A 19393-nucleotide genomic window follows, 5' to 3' on the forward strand; every position below is an offset into this window, starting at 1 on the left:
ACACTGATCGCATGTACTTGATATGTAAAGGAGAATGTGACATGAAACAAAACAAACGAGCTATGCTTTTAATATTTACTACAGCAATTATAACTTCTGGATTAGCAATTTTACCTTGGTTTATTATATAGAAATACTCCCCCTAACAACGAAAAAAGCTGATTGCTTCTTAAGAAGCAATCAGCTTTTTTTATATTATAAAATCCCCAAAATTTTATTTACGCAACTTATAATAATAACCATAGATACGGCAACGCACATGACAACCGTATTACGATCTTGCTTTTCTTTTTTTGAAATTTCTTCTTTTGAATTCATGTGTATGATCTCCTTTTAAAAAAAGTGTGAGATAGGAAATTTTTCTTATCCGATGCGAGGTGAATACGAAAACCCTCTCTATCTCACATACACAATAGAATGGAATTGTCATTTTATAAATAAAATGACATGACGTTATGTCGCAACATAGGGTATTTTGTGTCGCTACGTTTTCTATTATAAAAAATAGTTGTGCAAAACTAGTGCATTTTTTATGTCAATTACTCTGAGCGAAAAAATCAGCCCTCCATTCAATCACATAAAAAGAGTTTTTTATTATTTTCATGTAAACTATACAAGTAGAATGAACAGTTTGGGGTGCACAAGATTATGGTAAAAATTTTATTAGTAGACGATGAAGAACGTATGTTACGATTATTAGATCTGTTCTTAAGCCCTCGCGGCTATTTTTGTATGAAAGCTACCTCTGGCCTTGAAGCACTAAAATTAATCGAACAAAAAGAATTCGATATTATTTTATTAGATGTTATGATGCCAAATATGGATGGATGGGATACTTGCTATCAAATTCGTCAAATTTCCAACGTTCCTATCATTATGTTAACAGCTCGCAACCAAAACTACGATATGGTGAAAGGCCTCACGATGGGCGCAGATGATTATATTACAAAACCATTTGATGAGCATGTATTAGTCGCACGAATCGAGGCTATATTACGCCGTACAAAAAAAGATGGCTTTGTTAGTTTCAATGGTATTGAGTGGGATAAAACGAAACATACTGTCACAGTTTATGATGAAAAAATCTCGCTAACTCCTATCGAATTTTCGTTACTCGGGCTATTTTTGCAAAATACAAACCGTGCTTATAGCCGAGATGATTTAATCGAAAAAATTTGGGGCTATGAAACAGATATCGAATATAGAACAATTGACTCACACATTCGTAATATCCGTGATAAACTACGCAAAAAAGGATTTCCGATTGAAGATTACCTAGAAACGGTCTATAAAGTCGGATATAAATGGAAAAGTGAATAATTACTTCGGTCAGTGGGAAATCGTATACCACTGACTCTTTATTATGAATAAGGTATGGTGAAAAAATGAGTAAACTTTCCCTTAAAATTGGGACATACTTTTTAATATTAGCTTTATGTATTGAAACAATTGCTTTCGTATCTTTTTATAAAAGCCTTTCAAAAATGCGTATTGTAGAGGAAACAGATGCTCTTTTAGAGAAAGGTAATCGCTATAGTAAAAAAATTAAAAGCCGCGAGAGACGGGATGAATATTATAAAGAAATGAAACACGCTGAACATAATAAAAATCCTAAACGTCCTGTGTACCCTGAGTTCGATATTACGAATGAGGCTGCACACTTAGTTGAATCGGAATCAATTTCTAACTCCGATATAGCTATCATTATTACTGACCATAACGGCAAAATTATTTCCACCTCAGAACCCGTAACAAAAGATATGCAAAAACAACTTACTTGTAAAACAGAAACTGTCCCAGACGGCGGCTTAGTCGTTGAAAGGAACTGGAAAAAATCAAAGTTCATCACAACAGTAAGCCCACTTAACACAACAAAGTTTCAAGGAAAGCTATATATGTTATTAAAAACATCTTTCCTAGAAAATATGTTGCTTAAACTCATGAACCAATTTCTTATCATTAGCGTTTTAACAATTATTTTAACAACAATTTCTGTCTTTGTTTTTTCACGCGTTATTACAGAACCACTTGTAAAAATGAAGAGAGCGACAGAAAAAATGTCAAAATTAAACAAGCCAATTCAATTAGGTATTAAACGAAATGATGAACTCGGAAGTTTAGCAAAAACAATTGAAGATTTATCGAGTGAACTTACGTATATGAAAAAAGAGCGCAATGAATTTCTCGCTAGTGTCGCTCATGAACTATTAACTCCATTGACCTATATGAAAGGTTATGCGAAGGTAGCAAAGAGAGACTCTTTAACAAAAGAGGAGCGAGAAGAATACTTACAAATCATTGAGGATGAAACGGATAGTGTAACCGATCTCGTCCAAGATTTATTTATGCTTGTACAATTAGAACAACACCAATTTGTTATAAAAAAACAAAAAGTGCTTCTTCAGCCATTTTTAGAACGAATGGTAGAAAAAACAAAAACAACATTAACAAATAAGCAAATGCAACTTCATGTATATTGCAAAGATGATTTAGAAGTTTGTATAGACGAAAGACGTATGGAACAAGTTATGTTAAATTTATTACACAACGCTTATCAACATTCGCCAGAAAACACAGCCATTACGATACGTGTACTTACAAAAACAGATTCTTTTACAATAAGTGTACAAGATGAAGGTGAAGGTATTCCTGAAGAAGATATCCCGCATATATTTGACCGTTTTTATCGTGTCGATAAATCTAGAACACGAGCTACAGGCGGAAAAGGTATCGGGCTAGCTGTTGCAAAGGAAATTGTAGAATTGCATAACGGTTCTATTCTAGTAACAAGCCAATTAGGAGCGGGAACAAACTTTATAATCGAGCTACCTTTTGAATAATATGCGTGTGAAAACACCAGTAGTAGTAAACACTACTGGTGTTATTTTGTTCATAAAAACAGTTCATATAAGCTAAGCTTTTGAAATTATTCTTATTTCAATATAAAATAAAGGTACATTTGCAAAGATTTGGAGGGTGATATAATTGGATATCCATGTATTAACAAAAGACGAAGCAGAAATTTACTTAGAACTTCGCGTAGAAGGATTAAAGCAAAACCCTGAAGCATTCAGCTCTTCTTATGAAGATATTATTAATAAAGAGTGTGCGATTGAATATAAAGCACAAAAATTAGCACAAGATGAAAACTATACGCTAGGTGCATTTAAAGATGGAAAATTAATCGGGGTTGCAACACTGGAAACGAAACCATATGTAAAACAAGAACATAAAGCTAAAATCGGTTCTGTATATGTATCTCCAAAAGCACGCGGACTTGGAGCAGGAAAAGCACTTATTAAAGAATGTCTTGAGCTTGCTAAATCTTTAGAAGTAGAACAAGTTATGCTTGATGTTGTTGTTGGAAACGATGGAGCGAAAAAACTTTATGAATCATTAGGTTTTAAAACATTCGGTGTACAAGAACGTTCATTAAAATATAACGGACAATATTGGGACGAAGAGCATATGGTCTTATTCTTAGATGAAAATAAATAATAAAAAACATCCTCATGTTTGGAGGATGTTTTTTACTTTCTTGTAAACCATGCCGTGTGTAATAATTGAATCGCTTTCGCAATTTCTTCCTCTGATAATATCGCAAACCCAAGTAAAACTACACTCTCAGGCGCCGTACCGTCTTTATAGTACGTAGACACAGGATATATTTTGATACTATGTTTCGCAGCTTCTTGAATTAATTCTTCTTCCCGCATTCCATTATGCACTTTTAATAAAATGTGTAATCCCGAATCTTCTCCTATCACTTCAACACGATTAGAGAAATACTTCTCTATTTCAAAAACAAGTCGATCTCTCTTCTTTCGGTAGACGACACGCATTTTATGAATATGTTTTTCCCAATAGCCTTCATTTAAAAATCTTCTAATCACTTCTTGGTCCATTCTTGAAACACTTTGTGTATAAAATAAATATTGCTGTTGATACTTTTTAATTAATTTCTTCGGCAACACCATATAGCTCATCCGTAGCGATGGCAATAATGCTTTAGATAGCGTCCCCATATAAATAACTTTCCCCTCTGTATCTAACCCTTGCAGCGCCGGTATAGGCTTTCCAGAATAGCGAAATTCACTATCGTAATCATCTTCAATAATATACCTGCTCTCTTCTTTCTTTGCCCATTGTAAAAGCTGCATCCTTCTCGTAATAGGCATAATCATTCCATATGGAAACTGATGGGAAGGTGTAACAAATACAACATTCGCATTGCTATTTTCTAAATCTGCAATACAAATTCCATCTCTATCTAAAGATAACATTTGGACTCTTGCTTCCCCCTTTTCAAAAACAACCATCTTTCTATGATACCCTGGGTTTTCAACTGCATAATTGCTTCCCTTTAACAATTGAAACAATAGTTTCACTAATATTTGTGTTCCCGCTCCTAATATAATTTGACTAGCTGAACAACGTACACCTCTAGATTCATACAAATAATTCGTAATCTCTTCTCTTAAGCTCGCTTCCCCTTGAGGGTGTCCTAGAAAGAGAAGTTCGTTATTATGCGGCTGCCATATTTCATTTACAATTTTCCGATACATATTGAATGGAAAAACATTTGTATCAATTCCTGTTTGTGTAAAGTCAAATTTATAACTCTTCTCCTGAAACAGTACTTCTTCTATTCTCTCTCCGCTATCCTCTATATGAACCATTTGCTCAATCTTGCATACAAAATAACCTTTTCTCGATATCGACTCAATATAACCTTCTGCAAGTAATTGTTCGTACGCTGCCTCTACTGTATTTTTACTTACTTGTAAATGTATCGCTAACTTTCGCTTAGCCGGTAATTTCGTAAAAGGGACAATCGATCCATCTTTAATTTCTTTTTTTATATACTCATACAATTGCACATACAATGCCTTTTTACTATTCATATTTAAATTAGGCGTTAATTCTAACATAATATCTGACCCCTTAATAAAAATAAAATCTGATACTTTTTACAGTACCAGAAATTATATATAATTCCTTTTATCATGTCACACATAAAAAATCAAATACTGGAGAGGAGAAACATGATAATGAACAATGGTAGACGTATCGGACTCATTATGATTATTACAGGGGCTACATTATGGGGATTATCTGGTCCAATGATTCAGTGGCTATTTCAACATACTAATGTATCCTCAATTGATTTTTTAACAATTCGATTGTTGCTTGCAGGAATATTTATTTTGTCTTTCTTACTTATAAAGAAACAAAACATATTTCAAATTTGGAAACACCCTAGATATTCTATACAACTTATTATTTTTTCTATTCTCGGCATGCTTGGTGCGCAATACGCCTTTATCGAAACAGTTCATATTAGTAACGCGGTCACAGCAACACTATTTCAATTTCTAGGTCCTGTTCTTATAACCATGTATGTTGCATTTGAACAAAGAAAATTCCCTGCTTCCATGCAACTATTCGCAATTATAGCCGCGCTAATAGGAACATACTTTATTATTACAAATGGCTCAATTGAAAATGTTGTTTTATCTAAAGAAGCTATTATTTTTGGACTATTAACAGCAATTGGATTTGCATTTTATACCCTTCATCCGGCTTCTCTCATTAAAGAATGTGGGACAACTGTAGTAATTGGTTGGGGGATGTTAATCGGAGGAATTGCACTACTTATTTATAATCGTTCATTCGGGTGGAATCACTTTTCACAAACCCTTACACTAAAAACTTTTTCTATGCTTATCCTTATCATTATTAGTGGTACCCTTTCTTTCCTTCTATATATCGGTAGTCTTAAATATTTAGCAGCAACAGAAACAAGCATTTTATCTAGCATTGAACCCCTTGTAGCTGCCATCGTTTCAATTACTTGGCTAAATGAATCTTTTGGAACATATCAATTATTAGGCGGCGTATGTATCGTTCTGTCCGTTATTTTTTTGACGATGCCTCAAAAAGAAACCGAACCAACCTATACAACTGAACAAGTATAAAGTGAAACTTTAATTAGTGGGGCTATCTCCCACTGATTATTAACCTACACCAATCGGGCTTTTACGGGATAAAAAATGTCAAAAGAGGTCGTACAAAACTTACGACCTCTTTTTATACTTTAAAGGAATTGTCCCGCCTTCTAGCAAATACAATTACACTAACAATAAAAACTAGGAGTGTGGCACCATGAAAAAAATCGGAACTATGCTACTTCTCTCCTTCCTCATCACTGGATGCACACCAGCACAACCTGATTCAAAAGCATCTAAAACTGAAGCTGTCGCAACGTCATCCAATCAAGTGAACGCACCTTCCTTCTTTCATCTTAGTGTTTTAAAAGATGTAAATTGGGAAGAAGCCCCCTCATTCATAGACGGAAAAATACCTTTAAAAGGCATCGAAGGAAAAATCGCAATGGCTGATAGTCCTATTATCGCGAATGAACAAAATGAAATAATGTGGTACTTTCTAGATTCTGAAATACCAACTGGAAAATTGTCTATTATTGCGCTAAAACAAGGATCTGTAACTCCGACACCAGTACTCTTTCAAAAAGAAACTTCCAAACAAACTTGGACCACTTCAAATACAATCGATTCTACTGCAAACGAACTCCCTCTCACTATGTCACTACCTTCATCTGGATTATGGTTATTAAATATATATGTGAATGAAAAATATTATGATCAGTTTGTAATCACCGCTGAGTAAAGTGACAAAAATAAACCACTTTCTTACAAGAAAGTAATTTCTACGGCATGTACTTCGATAGTTGAATTATCTCTCTTCTCTTATACTTTTAAAGTAAGAAATGAAACGAGGAGAGATGAGAGATGAAAAAAATGATAGAAGTAATCGTAGCAGTAACTGAGGTTTTAGTGAATGATAAACAAGTTGCAATGGAATTAAATAAATAGTGAAGAAACATAAATAATTCTACACTTCTTCATTATTTTGATTTCTTATCTCAAAAAAGCAGTGCCTTTTAGGCACTGCTTTTAGCTATTAATAACTTGGTATTTTCGTAATTTGCGCCACGCCCGAATCAATAGCTGCTTTCGCTACTGCTTCTGCAACACTTGGAACAACTCTTTTATCTAATGGATTCGGGATTACATAATTCGCATTACGTTCTTCGTCAGTAATGATGTTAGCGATTCCATATGCTGCCGCTAATTTCATCTCTTCTGTAATATCAGTTGCGCGCACATCTAACGCACCGCGGAATATTCCGGGAAACGCCAATACATTATTTACTTGATTCGCATAATCCGAGCGCCCAGTTCCTACTACAGCTGCCCCAGCCTCTAATGCATCCTCAGGGAAGATTTCTGGAATTGGATTCGCCATTGCAAACACAATTGCTTTCTCATTCATCGTCTGTACAAGTTCTTTCGTTAATACGTTAGGAGCAGATACGCCAATAAAAATATCAGCTTGGTGAATCGCTTCTTTTAACGTTCCACGCACATGTTCACGATTTGTCTTTTTTGAAACTTCAATTTGTGCTTCGTTCATCCATGTTTCACCTTCACAAACAATACCTTCTAGGCTAACTAGCGTAATGTGCTTTGTACCAGCCTTTAATAATAATTTTCCAATTGCAATTCCTGCCGAACCCGCACCGTTAATAACGATTTTCACATTATCCATTTGTTTGCTAACAACTTTTAATGCATTAATAACAGCTGCTAAAACGACAATAGCTGTTCCATGTTGATCATCATGGAATACAGGAATATTCGTTTCTTCTTTTAATCGTTTTTCAATTTCAAAACAACGTGGTGCTGCAATATCTTCTAAATTAATCCCTGCAAATGTAGGCTCTAAATTTTTTACAAGGGTAACGATTTCATCTACATCCGTTGTGCCTAAACATAATGGGAAAGCATCTACATTCGCAAATTTCTTAAATAAAATACTTTTTCCTTCCATAACAGGCATAGCCGCTTTCGGTCCAATGTTTCCTAAACCAAGTACCGCTGTTCCATCTGAAACAACTGCCACCATATTACCACGTGCTGTATAGTCATACACCGTTTCTTCATCTGCCGCAATTGCTTTACAAGACTCCGCTACACCTGGTGTATACGTCAGGCTTAAATCATCCGCTGAATTTACTTCCACTTTACTTGTAATTTCAATTTTCCCTACTAATTCTTTATGCAATAACAATGATCTTTCATTAATTTGATTTGCTAACATACTTATAATCTCCCCTTAATTTGACAAGCTAGCTATATGAATATAGCTAGCTTGTTTGATCATGAAAACATTTTTAATAATATTGTCGCCGTTACAACCATTGCCGCCCCGCCTAAACGAGTTGAAATTTGCGCGAACGGCATTAATTCCATACGATTTGAAGCAGATAAAATAGCAACATCTCCAGTTCCGCCTAAACCGCTATGACATCCAGTTACAATCGCCGATTCAACTGGATACATCTTCATCACTTTCCCTACAAGAAAACCTGATGCTACCATTGTAAGAACAACCGATGCGCACACAACAACATATCCTACTGAAAGAACTGCTGCTACGTCTTTTAACGGAATATATAGCAATCCTAATCCAACCATTAAAGGCCAAGTTAAATTCTTCGAAATAAATTTATATAAATGGAATGCTCCTTGCTCCATTTTTGCTGGCATTAATTTAAAGTATTTCACAAGTGCTGCTGAAAAAATCATAATGATTGCCCCAGGAATACCGATGAACTTAGAAGCAAATCCTCCGAAGATGAAGAACGTACACGCAATTAATAAACCTGCTCCCATTAATGAGAAGTCAATTGGCTTCTCTGTATTTTGTTCTTTTAATAATTCTGCTTGATTGTCTGTTTTCACTAATACACCGTTACCACTAAGCTCCGGTTTCTTCTCACCTAAACGCTTCATATACCCTGCACTTACAATTGCGAACATATTTCCAATAATAGCTGCTGGAATAAGCTGTGATACAAACGTTGCTGACGATTCATTTAAAATATCACTATAAGCTAGCGACAATGGTAAAATCCCTTCCCCGATACCACCACTTACAATTGGTACGATGATAAAGAAGAATGTGTGCTTCATTTCAAATCCAAATAATGAACCGACCAATAACCCTACTGCTACAGAAGCTAACGTCCCTACTACTAAAGGAATAAACATGCGAACGAAACCTTGTACTAACACTTTACGGTTCATTCCTAAAATACTTCCGACTACTAAACAAGAAATATATAAATATAAAAAGTTCGATTTTTTCATTAACATAGTCGCAGCTTCCATTGAAGCTGGATTCATCCAGTTAAAAAATACAAGTAATGATGGAATAAATAACGAAAGTATTGCTGGACCGCCGATATTTTTTAAAATTGGAATTCTCATCCCAATATCGCCTAAGAAAATCCCCATGATCATAATAACTGCAAATCCACCAATCATATCTGCTGGCAATTTATTATATACAGATGCCCCATAAATAATAGCAGCCAATACTACATATAACGGTAAAGGTATAACACCGATTTTTACATTCATAATTTTAGAAGCGAAAGATTCTCTTTGTACTTCATTTCCTTCAGAAAATGATACCGCTTCCACATTCTTTTGAATTCCCATATGGCACCCCCTCGTTTTCTTAATAACAATATTAAAACGCTTTCAATAGTAAAAATAGTTTTTGTAAGTTTTGTAATTGATTTTGTAATTAAAAAAAGTATAAGCGACTTATACTAAGTCGCTTATACGTAAAACTCTATTTTCTTTTGATTAACACATCTTAATTTACTTACAGGTCTTCCCACATGTTGGTACATCATTTCGTTTTCTAACACCCCAATGTCAGTCAGAAACATTACATATTTCCGAATAGAAACTCTTGAAATTCCAACTAATTGTGCCATTTCATCTGTTGTAAACGCTCGTCCATTCAACGACTCGATCTTCTGCCAAATTAATTGCAACGTTTGCTTCGTTAATCCTTTCGGAAGCTCTTTAGTGACAGTAGGCTCTCTTTTTTCTTTTTGTAAAATTAACGAATCTAATTCCGATTGACTAAGCTTTTGTTGTTCTTTCATGAAAGTAAGTTTTTCTCGATATATAGTTAATGCCTCTTTAAATCGTTCGAATGTAAATGGTTTAATTAAATAATCTACAACTCCGTATTGTAATGCTTTTTTAATACTCCCCATATCATGTACAGCTGAAATCATTATAATATCGATTTCTTTTTCTTGATTCCGAATATACATTAAAAGCTCAAACCCAGTCTCTTCAGGCATAAAAATATCAAGTAATACTAAATCCACTCGTGATTTCTCTAATACTTCTATCGCCAACTTTACTGAGTTAACTGCTTGAACAAGTTCAAACCCTCCTACTTGCTCTAAATAATGCGTATTTAACATTGCTACCATCGGGTCATCTTCTACAATTAAAACTTTAATCATATTTGCCTCTCATCCCTACCTTTAGGTATTTCAATTGTTATCGTTGTTCCCTTTCCTACTAATGAATGTATATCAATTTCCCCATTTATTCGCTGTATACTTTCTTTTACAAGATACAAACCATAACCGCGGTTATCTCCCTTTGTTGAATAACCTTTCGTAAATAATGCCTCTATTTCTTTTTCTTGTATACCTTTTCCCGTATCTTGTACTGTAATAGTTAATATATCCCCATATTGTATCTCAACTTCAACTTGCTTCTTTTCACAATTCGTCACTGCCTCTAACGCATTATCAATTAAATTTCCCACAATCGTAATAAGTTCATGAGTAATACTTTCATCATCTATTTCCGGCATATGAGAATCTTCACTTATAATTAATTTGATATTCTTCTCTCTAGCATAGCTGAGCTTACCTAGTAAAAAACCAGCAAATACTGGATTTTTTATTCTTTTCATAACTCCACCAATTTCATATTGATGCTCTGATACCATACCGCTTATATACTTCTGTAATTCTTCATACTGTTTCATATGTGTAAGCCCTAATACGACATGCATCTTATTCATAAACTCATGAGATTGTGCCCGTAATGCTTCTGCATATAGTCTAATACCAGTTAGTTCCTCTGCTAGTTTTCGAATCTCTGTTTTATCACGAAATGTTGCAATTGCGCCAACTATTTCTCCTTTTACATATAAAGGAACTCGATTCGTCACAATCGTAATTCCATAAATATTTTGTTCTTCGTTTAATTGTACTTCTCCCGTTTGCAATACTTCTTTTATACGTGAATTCGGCATATACAACTCAACATCTTTACCGATAAAATCTTCTTCAAGTCCGCTTTTTTTAAATAGACGTTTCGCTTCATTATTAATTAGCGTTACTCTAGCCTCTTTATCTACAGCAATAATACCTTCCTTTACAGATTGTAGCATCGTATTTCTTTCTTCAAGAATTTTTGCTATCCTGTGAGGTTCAAGACCGAATAAGCTTTTCTTTATATGTCTAGCTAGCAATATCGCTCCTATAATTCCGACTAATACTCCAACTCCAACTCCAATATAAATGATATATCTACTTTCCTTAACTCTCTCTTTTACATTATCTGCTGAAATACCGACCGCCACCGCTCCAAGCTGTTCACCCGTTTCAGAAAATACAGGTACAAACACTCGCATTGAAATACCTAAAGTTCCTTCTGCCAGTGATACATGTTCCTTTCCTTTCAATGCAGGCCCTTCATCTCCCCCAATAAAATGATGACCTATTTTTTGAGGATTTGGATGTGATTTTCTTATTCCATTCATGTCCATAACTACAATAAATTGAACACCTGTGTTTTTTAATATCCTATTTGTATACGTTTGGATTGCAGAAGTATCTGCTTTCCCAATCAAGCCATCGATTACAATCGAATCATTCGCCACAATGTGTGCAATTGTTTTTGCTTTCTCTGCTTGGTTATCCTCCGTTGTCCGTTCTACATTGTGACTAATTAATATATCTGTCACAAGTAAAGAAAAAATCACAACTGTACAAACTAACAATGTAATCGTTTTCCATAAATTCCATAGTCTTTTTCTTTTTTTCATCCCGTTAATGACTCCCCTAATTGCTGAATAGAAAAATAAGTAAGGTGATATTATTTTCACCTTACTTATCTGCTGTTATTATACTTTAAATTTACTAGTCATCGCTTGTAATTCTTCTGCCATCCCAGCTAAGTTTTGCGAAGCAGAACTAATTTCTTCCATTGAATTAACTTGTTCTTCTGTTGAAGCAGCAACACTTTGCATACTAGCTGTATTTTCTTCTGCAGCCGCTGCAATTTCATCAATAGCATTTGTCACTTCATTTGCATCTCCCGCAATTCTCTTCGTTGTTTCTACCATTTGATTAACTTGAGAAACAATATGTGTAGTAGAACTTAAAATTTCCGTAAAACTTACTTTCGTTTTTGTTACAACATCAAGGCCTTGTTGAACTTCTCCATTCACATTATCCATTGCCTTAACAGTATGTTCAATATCCGCCTTAATTTCTGCAATTAAATTTGCAATCTCTCCAGATGACTCTCCTGATTGCTCTGCTAATTTTCTAACCTCATCTGCTACAATAGCAAATCCTCTTCCCTGTTCACCTGCTCTTGCTGCTTCAATAGCCGCATTTAAAGCTAATAAGTTCGTTTGAGTAGCGATATTTTGAATTGCTTCAGAAATAGCTCCTACCTGCTTTGATTTCTCATCAAGAAGTTTAATAATAGCATCTGACTCGGATACCGACCTAGAAATAGACTGCATTTGTTTTGCGGTTTGTTCAACTAAATCTTCTCCCTCTTCAGCTCTTTCTCGCGCATGTAATGAGGAAATAGAAATTGACTCTGCGCTTCCAGTTACATCTTGAATTGCTGTATTTACTTGTTGTAATGTAGCCGCACCTTCTTCAACACCTTGGCTTTGTGATTCAGCCCCACCTGATACTTGCTCCATTGCAATTGTAATTTGATCTGTCGCATCATTCGCTTGCTGTACGCTCGCTGTTAACTCTTCTGCCGATGCTGCAACATGTTCTGCTGAAAAGCTAATTTGGGTAATAACATCTTGTAAAGACGTAGACATTTCATTAAATGAATTCCCTAGTTTCCCTATATCATCTTTGGAATGGATTGTAATTTTCTCTGTTAAATCTCCCTTACTAATTTTATGTGCCGATTCAGCTATTTTTCGTAATGGCCTTGTAATAGACTTTGTAATGAAATAAATTAATACACTACCAAATACAATAGCGATAGCAATAACAATTAAAGTCTTATAAAACACTGGATTTGCAGCTTGGGTAATTTCTTCATCGAACATAACTCCAACTACTTTCCAGCCTGTTTTCTCATTTGTTGCAAAGATTAAATTCTTTTTATCATCTTGTTCTGTATAAGACACATTTCCTTGTTTATCTTCATAAATTGGTTTAATCCAAGGATCAGTAACTTTTGTACCTGGTTTTCTAGATGGATGACTAACAATTTGCTTATTTTGATCTAAAATAACTGCATAACCTTTTTCACCAATGTTAATCATTTTGGAAATTTTTAAGATGTTATCTAAGTTTAAATTAATTCCTATAACACCTTTACCATCTTTTACTTCTTTCGCAATTGTCACTACCATATTTTTTGTAGATGCTGACTGATATGGCGCAGTAACAATTACTTTCCCTTTATTTTCATGTGCTTCTTTATACCAAGATCTATCTGTTGGATTATACCCATCAGCCATTTGAATAAATGGTTCTCTTATAAACTTTCCCGTCTCTGTTCCAATATAAATACCTTCAACTTCTGGATGAAGCTTTATATATTGTGCTAACTTCGTTCTTACTATTTCTTCTTGTCCATTTGGATATGTATCCTCTGTTAAGATGTCTGCAAAGTACGTCGCATCAACAAATTTCTCTTCTATATTTTGAGAAATAACAGTATTTAAAATCGAAATATTCTCCTTTGCCTTATCTGTCATTTGATGTTCAAAATTTGTTTTGGCAGTTTGATATGAAACACCACCGATAATAATTCCTGGTATAGTTAAAATAATAAAAAATGAAATGATTAATTTTTTATTGATACTCATACATTTAACCCCGTTAAATATTTTTTGCATAATAAGCCTCCTTTATGTAATGTGGATACTTGTGTCATTTTATACAATTTACATATATAAAACAATATATAATGATAACATGTAAATTTTTCGTCAATTATGCATTTTTTCATATTCACTCCTTCTAAAGATTTAATCATAAAAAAATAAGAGAACTTCAGCTTATATAATAAGTTCAAGTTCTCTTATTTCGTAACAAAAAACCCCCACAAAAACTCCTCTTACAATTCCTTACATCTCTTTCCTTACTCATTCATTTAGAGCTTTTCACATAACTAATCGCCTGACTCCCCATTTGCATCCATGCCTTTTCAAAACTTTCTCTCGGTATTTTTACATCTAAACTTTCATTAAGAGGATCTCGAATATATACAAATTCCTTATCATACCCAATAAGTACAACACAATGTTCATTATACGTAATAGAAACATCTCCACTATTTGTTTCCCATGTAGTAAATTCATCTTCATCTAATGGTGCAAATGTTGCATTCGTGATCATGACTACAGGTTTCCCTGCTTTTACACTCTTATAAATTTCTTCTATATTCTTCCCTGTTAAGTCTACAGCTTTATTAGGTAAATATTTTTCCGCTAACTGAAAAAGTGGCCCATGATATACACCGTATCCTGATTCAGAGAATGTATAAATATTACCTACAAATCCTTCATTTGGATTCCCGCGCACACCATCGTCTATAAAATCAACTTTTTTTATTTCATTTGCTAATGTCATCTTATCCACTGAAACACCAGCGTATTGTAACATCATCGCTAAGCTTGTCACTTCACAGCCTCTATCCAATTCTGGTAACTGCTGAATTAATGGAACATTTGATAAGATGACTTTTTCATCGTTATTACTAAACTCCGTTTCTTTTCCTCTTTGTATATTTGAGAATGTTAACTTCTCTACATACTTTGGAATTCCATTTGTATATACACTCCATATTGCTGTACCTAGTAAAGCTGTACATATATACCACTTCAATTTTCTTATCGCTTTCACGCCCTTATTAATTCGTTAAATAAGAATAAAATGCGTCAGCATCCGTTCGTATCATCGGTACAAAATTTAGTTCTTTTCCTTTTTCAGGCTGATCTTTTTTTATCTTTTCCGCTAACTCTTGAATATTCATATTCATTTTATCCATATTAAGCTCATCTGCCATTTGTAGCACCATTTGTTCATTAATTTCTCTTAATATTTGATATATATCTTTACCATACAAATCAATATGATATTTTTTTGCTTCTTCCTGTACTTTTTGTTCGTACACTTCTTGTGCTAACTCTTCAATTTCTTTTCCTTTTTGAGAAATGTCTAACTTTCCTGCTTCTTCTCTTACTTTCTTTCCGTAGATTTCTTCCGCGATGTCTTCGATTTCTTTTCCATCTGTCGAAATACCTAATTTATCTGCTTCATCTTTAATTTTAATCGCATTAATTTGAGTAATTAAATCTACAATTGATGCATTCTCTATAGATATACCTAGCTTTAATGCTTCTTGCTTTACTTTTGTTTCATAGATTTCTTCTGACAGCGTCCCAACATCTTTTCCTTCAATCGATATGCCTAACTGCTCTGCTTCCCTTCCTACTTCTGTTTCATGAATTTCTTTTTCTAGTGTAATTTGTTCTTTTCCTTCCGTTTCAATACCTAGTTTCTCTGCTTTTTCTTCTGTATGCACTGCATGTATCTTACCATTGTTCAATTGTTCTTTACTGCGCTGTGTGTAATCTGTCTTTCCTTTTTGTGTTTCAGAAGGAGAGGCACCCCCTAATATACTTAAACTCATTACTCCAATAGTGAATACCGTCATCATTTTCTTTTTCAAAATTAATTCCTCCCTCTTATACTTTCTTTCCCATCATTCCCCTAGTTTTTTTAATACTATACATACATCTCATCGCTGCTTGAGATAACATTATGATTGATAAAACTCACTCACATACACCTAGTCTCTTCTTCATGTAACGAACTTTCTTTATGCCATACATAATATAAATAGTTTCTTAACTTTCCCTTAAAAAAGACGACCTTGTAAAAACAAGATCGTCTTCTTACTTATATTTTTTGATTTTTAGGGAAAATCACTTCAAAGCAAGTTCCATCTCCCCATTTGCTCTCTACTGATATTTTTCCATAATGCTTTTCTACAATCCAATTTGCGATTGAAAGACCTAATCCAGCTCCTTCTGACGTACTTCTTGCTTTATCCCCTTGATAAAAACGATCAAATAATTTCGGAATATCTTCTTCTTTCACTCCTATCCCGTCATCTTTCACATGTATACGAATTGAACTACTCGTTTGCGTGCAATCGATTTGAATATGCCCACCTTCGTTTGTATACTTCATCGCATTATCTAACAGTATGACCATCATTTGATGAATCCGCTCTCTATCCCCCATAAAAGATACACCACGTTCTACTTTTAGCATCATTTCTTTTTCTTGATAAGAAGCAATCTCCTTATATGGAGCTACTATTTCTTCTAACAATTTATCAAGTTCAAATGTTTTCTTATCCATCTCAATTTGATTAGAATCAGAACGTGCTAGCAATAATAAATTACTAACGAGTTTCGATAACCGCCTACATTCTTTTGAAATTGTAGAAATATCCATCGCTTTTTCTTCTATCGTAGCGGATGGTGACTGGAATAAAACATCCGTTTTTGATTGAATAACTGCAAGTGGTGTCCTGAGTTCATGTGATGCATCAGAAACGAATTGCTGCTGTTTCTCCCATGAATTTTGAATAGGTACGAGTGCCCTACCAGCTAAGAAAAAGCCGATTCCTATTGCACATAAACTTCCTATGCTACAACCTATAATAAGAATTAAAAATAAAGTATTTAACATTCCTTCTTCCGCTGTTATATCTCGCACGATTTGAACTATTTCTCCATCTTTTTGAAGCGAAAATGCTCTAAAATATCGTCCTTGTACTTTGATATCTTGTAACTCCCCTATTTTTTCCGGAGAAAACTTTTCCAAATTCTCTTCAAAAATAGAACGGAATTTACGGTTATCGCCCTCTATTTTCACTATTTTCCCATTCCAAGTTATTCTAGTTACTCGCGGATCTCCAATTTGGATATTCTCCATACGTTTTCTTGGTGGTATTTTAACATCTAATTTTTCTCTATACTGAGCCATCATTTTTATAGATTGATCCACTTCATTATAAATACGCTTATATGTGTATGAATAAATAATACTACCTAATATACCTATTAATAGGATAAATACTAATGAATTCACTATAGTCAAACGAATGCGTGTCTTTTGAAACATACTTCCCTTTTTCATTGTTCTTTTAATATATATCCAATACCTCGAACGGTTTGAATATCTTTCTGATAACCGAATGGTTCTAATTTTTTACGCAAATGATGCACATACACTTCCACAATGGCTACTGTCGTATCTGAATCAAATCCCCAAACACGATCAAAAATTTGTTCACGCATTAAAATCTTCCCGCTATTTTGAATGAGATACTCTAGTAGCTCATATTGTTTCAATGTCAACTTAATACTTTGTCCATCTACTTGAACGTCTTTATCTTTTCCGAACAATTCAATCCCTTTATAACGAATCGTTTGCTGGGTTGTTAAACTACCACTTCTGCGTAGTAAAGCGCGAATTCTCGCTTTTAATTCAGGGGCCTGGAATGGCTTAACTATATAGTCATCTCCACCAAAATCCAATCCCTTCACCCGATCTTCTAAAGAATCTCTCGCTGTCAAAAACAGGACTGGTGTTTCAATCTTTTCATCACGTATTTTTTGAATTACTTCAAATCCGTCCATCCCTGGCATCATCACATCCAGCAAAATTGCATCATATATATTTTGAAGCGCTAAAAACAATCCATCTTCTCCATTTATTGCCGTATCTACTTCAAATTCATCACGCAAAATTTGTACGATAGACTCTAATAACGAGGCATTATCTTCTACTACAAGTAATCGCATGCTCTCACCTTCCATCAAATAGTTCAATTCTATTTATTATTACATTTCTTCTCTTCATAACAAAAGAATGTAGTTACATTACGTATTTTCATTTTTAACTATTTCCTTCTAAAATTTTGAAGTTTTATTATAAAAACTTTGTCTTAAATTTAGTTTAATAAAAAATTGAAAGAAATAAGATTCCTCTTATCTCTTTCAATTTTTTATTACATATACCTTTTTACTCGGCAACTCCAAACAATTTAGCTGACCACCATACACAGCCCCGCCATCAATTCCAATAATACGATTACTCCCAAAATACACTCCGCAATCCTCACTACCATGAAGCGTTTTTGTTTCCGTATGCCCAAATACAACAACCTTTTCACCACTATATCCATTATGAAATTCATTACGGATCCACATTAACGTATATGGTTCAGATTCAGAAACTCGTTTCACCGGTTCAACCCCAGCATGTACAAATATATACTCTTCTGTTTCAATGTAATGATCTAATTCTTGAATAAACTTTATATGTTCCTCTAATACACGAGATTGTAACATCGGTTTTTGGAAGTCTTTCTCATTAACCGCAATATCCTCTTCTACAAATCCATAGCTATATAATGTCTTATCTCCACCATTTCTTTTTACCCAATGGTTCCATGAACGTTCCTCATTTGTCGTTAACGCCTTAATCATCATATCTTCATGATTTCCTTTTAAAATGAGTGCTCCCTCTTCTTTCAATTCTCTTACCTTTTCAATTACAGCACGCGCATTTGGACCACGATCTACATAATCTCCCAGTAAGATTAATTGATCCTGTTTCGCATCATATTGAGCTTCTTCCAATAACTGTTCGAACTTTTCTATCTCTCCATGAATATCACTAATAACAAGAATTCTTTTCATATTATCCCCCCTCTTTCTAATTATAGTTCGAAACGACAGAAAGTTCAGAATTGAAATCCCGCATTAACGGGCAGTAAGTCCCCCACTGATTACAGTTTCACTTTATTACAAACTAAACTATTATCCTTACAACAATGTAAGTCTCTTGTCATCCAATTCGATAGTTGTAATTACTGTATTTCCTTATACTGAGAGTAAGAAATGAAACAAAAAATAAGGAGAGATGAGAGATGAAAAAAGTAATGGAAGTTGTAGTAGCGGTAGTAGAGGTTTTCGTAAATGGTAAACAAGTCGCAATGGAGTTAAATAAATAATGAAAAGGACAACATTCACTCTAGACCCTTTACTCATATAAAAGAGATAAGACTTCATCATTTCTTTGATCCCTTATCTCCCTATAGAGAAAGCCGTATCCCTTTTAAGG

17 protein-coding genes and 1 pseudogene are annotated in these 19393 nt (G+C 34.2%); 5 read left to right on the forward strand and 13 right to left on the reverse strand.

Going from position 1 to position 19393, the window contains the following annotated elements; translation table 11 throughout:
- Nucleotides 1–195: 195 nt before the first annotated feature.
- Nucleotides 196–318 carry a hypothetical protein gene (locus tag AC1Q51_RS23095; RefSeq protein WP_001085006.1) on the reverse strand — a complete coding sequence of 41 codons (123 nt, stop codon included), beginning with the start codon at nucleotides 316–318 and terminating at the stop codon, nucleotides 196–198.
- A 330-nt stretch (nucleotides 319–648) separates the two neighbouring features.
- Between AC1Q51_RS23095 and AC1Q51_RS23100 the strand changes: the two genes are divergently transcribed.
- The 3 genes from AC1Q51_RS23100 (at nucleotide 649) to AC1Q51_RS23110 (ending at nucleotide 3498) form a co-directional block, all read left to right on the forward strand.
- Complete coding sequence (locus tag AC1Q51_RS23100; protein WP_000238956.1) at nucleotides 649–1320, forward strand: response regulator transcription factor; 672 nt, start codon at nucleotides 649–651, stop codon at nucleotides 1318–1320.
- A 65-nt stretch (nucleotides 1321–1385) separates the two neighbouring features.
- On the forward strand, nucleotides 1386–2840 hold the full coding sequence (locus AC1Q51_RS23105) for a HAMP domain-containing sensor histidine kinase (RefSeq protein ID WP_000041023.1): 1455 nt from the start codon (nucleotides 1386–1388) through the stop codon (nucleotides 2838–2840).
- Between the two features lie 145 nt (nucleotides 2841–2985).
- On the forward strand, nucleotides 2986–3498 hold the full coding sequence (locus AC1Q51_RS23110; RefSeq protein WP_000351212.1) for a GNAT family N-acetyltransferase: 513 nt from the start codon (nucleotides 2986–2988) through the stop codon (nucleotides 3496–3498).
- 32 nt (nucleotides 3499–3530) lie between these two features.
- Here the strand turns inward: AC1Q51_RS23110 and pdxR are convergent, their stop codons facing one another.
- The gene (gene pdxR / locus AC1Q51_RS23115; RefSeq protein ID WP_492331740.1) at nucleotides 3531–4931 is read right to left on the reverse strand and encodes a MocR-like pyridoxine biosynthesis transcription factor PdxR; all 1401 of its coding nucleotides are present in this window, start codon (nucleotides 4929–4931) and stop codon (nucleotides 3531–3533) included.
- Nucleotides 4932–5051: 120 nt separating this feature from the next.
- On the opposite strand from pdxR, the gene AC1Q51_RS23120 reads away from it, so the two are divergent.
- Nucleotides 5052–5978, forward strand: a complete 927-nt coding sequence (locus AC1Q51_RS23120) for a DMT family transporter (protein ID WP_001059057.1) — start codon at nucleotides 5052–5054, stop codon at nucleotides 5976–5978.
- 187 nt (nucleotides 5979–6165) lie between these two features.
- Complete coding sequence (locus AC1Q51_RS23125; protein WP_000719680.1) at nucleotides 6166–6690, forward strand: DUF4871 domain-containing protein; 525 nt, start codon at nucleotides 6166–6168, stop codon at nucleotides 6688–6690.
- A gap of 294 nt (nucleotides 6691–6984) precedes the next feature.
- Here AC1Q51_RS23125 and AC1Q51_RS23130 read toward each other — a convergent pair whose 3' ends face one another.
- The 11 genes and pseudogenes from AC1Q51_RS23130 to AC1Q51_RS23180 form a co-directional block, all read right to left on the reverse strand.
- A complete protein-coding gene (locus AC1Q51_RS23130; RefSeq protein WP_000880783.1) occupies nucleotides 6985–8184 on the reverse strand; it encodes an NAD(P)-dependent malic enzyme in 1200 nt (399 codons plus the stop codon).
- A gap of 59 nt (nucleotides 8185–8243) precedes the next feature.
- Entirely contained in the window at nucleotides 8244–9590 is a 1347-nt protein-coding gene (locus tag AC1Q51_RS23135) for a 2-hydroxycarboxylate transporter family protein (RefSeq protein WP_000512722.1), read from the reverse strand.
- A gap of 122 nt (nucleotides 9591–9712) precedes the next feature.
- Nucleotides 9713–10420, reverse strand: a complete 708-nt coding sequence (locus AC1Q51_RS23140; protein ID WP_492331741.1) for a response regulator — start codon at nucleotides 10418–10420, stop codon at nucleotides 9713–9715.
- Nucleotides 10417–12021, reverse strand: coding sequence for a sensor histidine kinase (locus AC1Q51_RS23145; protein ID WP_065229735.1), 1605 nt, complete (start codon nucleotides 12019–12021; stop codon nucleotides 10417–10419). The genes AC1Q51_RS23140 and AC1Q51_RS23145 overlap by 4 nt, the downstream gene beginning before the upstream one ends.
- 78 nt (nucleotides 12022–12099) lie before the next feature.
- Nucleotides 12100–13047: a methyl-accepting chemotaxis protein gene (locus AC1Q51_RS23150; RefSeq protein WP_433996687.1), complete on the reverse strand. Its 948-nt coding sequence runs from the start codon at nucleotides 13045–13047 to the stop codon at nucleotides 12100–12102.
- Nucleotides 13039–14082: pseudogene (locus tag AC1Q51_RS23155) on the reverse strand (HAMP domain-containing protein); the annotation flags it as partial. The gene AC1Q51_RS23150 and the pseudogene AC1Q51_RS23155, both read right to left, overlap by 9 nt.
- A gap of 253 nt (nucleotides 14083–14335) precedes the next feature.
- Complete coding sequence (locus AC1Q51_RS23160; RefSeq protein ID WP_098329629.1) at nucleotides 14336–15091, reverse strand: C39 family peptidase; 756 nt, start codon at nucleotides 15089–15091, stop codon at nucleotides 14336–14338.
- Between the two features lie 7 nt (nucleotides 15092–15098).
- A complete protein-coding gene (locus tag AC1Q51_RS23165; protein ID WP_492331742.1) occupies nucleotides 15099–15920 on the reverse strand; it encodes a transporter in 822 nt (273 codons plus the stop codon).
- 230 nt (nucleotides 15921–16150) lie between these two features.
- Nucleotides 16151–17401, reverse strand: a complete 1251-nt coding sequence (locus AC1Q51_RS23170; RefSeq protein WP_080017751.1) for a sensor histidine kinase — start codon at nucleotides 17399–17401, stop codon at nucleotides 16151–16153.
- On the reverse strand, nucleotides 17398–18069 hold the full coding sequence (locus AC1Q51_RS23175) for a response regulator transcription factor (protein WP_001238623.1): 672 nt from the start codon (nucleotides 18067–18069) through the stop codon (nucleotides 17398–17400). Before AC1Q51_RS23175 ends, AC1Q51_RS23170 begins: the two co-directional genes overlap by 4 nt.
- 195 nt (nucleotides 18070–18264) lie before the next feature.
- Nucleotides 18265–18969, reverse strand: a complete 705-nt coding sequence (locus tag AC1Q51_RS23180; protein ID WP_492331743.1) for a metallophosphoesterase family protein — start codon at nucleotides 18967–18969, stop codon at nucleotides 18265–18267.
- Nucleotides 18970–19393: the final 424 nt, after the last annotated feature.

The organism is Bacillus sp. MT94, from assembly GCF_058792475.1.

Excerpts from the sequence above, each read along its gene's own strand:
- AC1Q51_RS23095 (WP_001085006.1), bottom strand. The coding sequence starts at position 318 with ATGAATTCAAAAGAAGAAATTTCAAAAAAAGAAAAGCAAGATCGTAAT.
- AC1Q51_RS23100 (WP_000238956.1), top strand. The coding sequence starts at position 649 with ATGGTAAAAATTTTATTAGTAGACGATGAAGAACGTATGTTACGATTA.
- AC1Q51_RS23105 (WP_000041023.1), top strand. The coding sequence starts at position 1,386 with ATGAGTAAACTTTCCCTTAAAATTGGGACATACTTTTTAATATTAGCT.
- pdxR (WP_492331740.1), bottom strand. The coding sequence starts at position 4,931 with ATGTTAGAATTAACGCCTAATTTAAATATGAATAGTAAAAAGGCATTG.
- AC1Q51_RS23120 (WP_001059057.1), top strand. The coding sequence starts at position 5,052 with ATGAACAATGGTAGACGTATCGGACTCATTATGATTATTACAGGGGCT.
- AC1Q51_RS23125 (WP_000719680.1), top strand. The coding sequence starts at position 6,166 with ATGAAAAAAATCGGAACTATGCTACTTCTCTCCTTCCTCATCACTGGA.
- AC1Q51_RS23130 (WP_000880783.1), bottom strand. The coding sequence starts at position 8,184 with ATGTTAGCAAATCAAATTAATGAAAGATCATTGTTATTGCATAAAGAA.
- AC1Q51_RS23135 (WP_000512722.1), bottom strand. The coding sequence starts at position 9,590 with ATGGGAATTCAAAAGAATGTGGAAGCGGTATCATTTTCTGAAGGAAAT.
- AC1Q51_RS23140 (WP_492331741.1), bottom strand. The coding sequence starts at position 10,420 with ATGATTAAAGTTTTAATTGTAGAAGATGACCCGATGGTAGCAATGTTA.
- AC1Q51_RS23145 (WP_065229735.1), bottom strand. The coding sequence starts at position 12,021 with ATGAAAAAAAGAAAAAGACTATGGAATTTATGGAAAACGATTACATTG.
- AC1Q51_RS23150 (WP_433996687.1), bottom strand. The coding sequence starts at position 13,047 with ATGTCTACGTCTTTACAAGATGTTATTACCCAAATTAGCTTTTCAGCA.
- AC1Q51_RS23170 (WP_080017751.1), bottom strand. The coding sequence starts at position 17,401 with ATGAAAAAGGGAAGTATGTTTCAAAAGACACGCATTCGTTTGACTATA.
- AC1Q51_RS23175 (WP_001238623.1), bottom strand. The coding sequence starts at position 18,069 with ATGCGATTACTTGTAGTAGAAGATAATGCCTCGTTATTAGAGTCTATC.
- AC1Q51_RS23180 (WP_492331743.1), bottom strand. The coding sequence starts at position 18,969 with ATGAAAAGAATTCTTGTTATTAGTGATATTCATGGAGAGATAGAAAAG.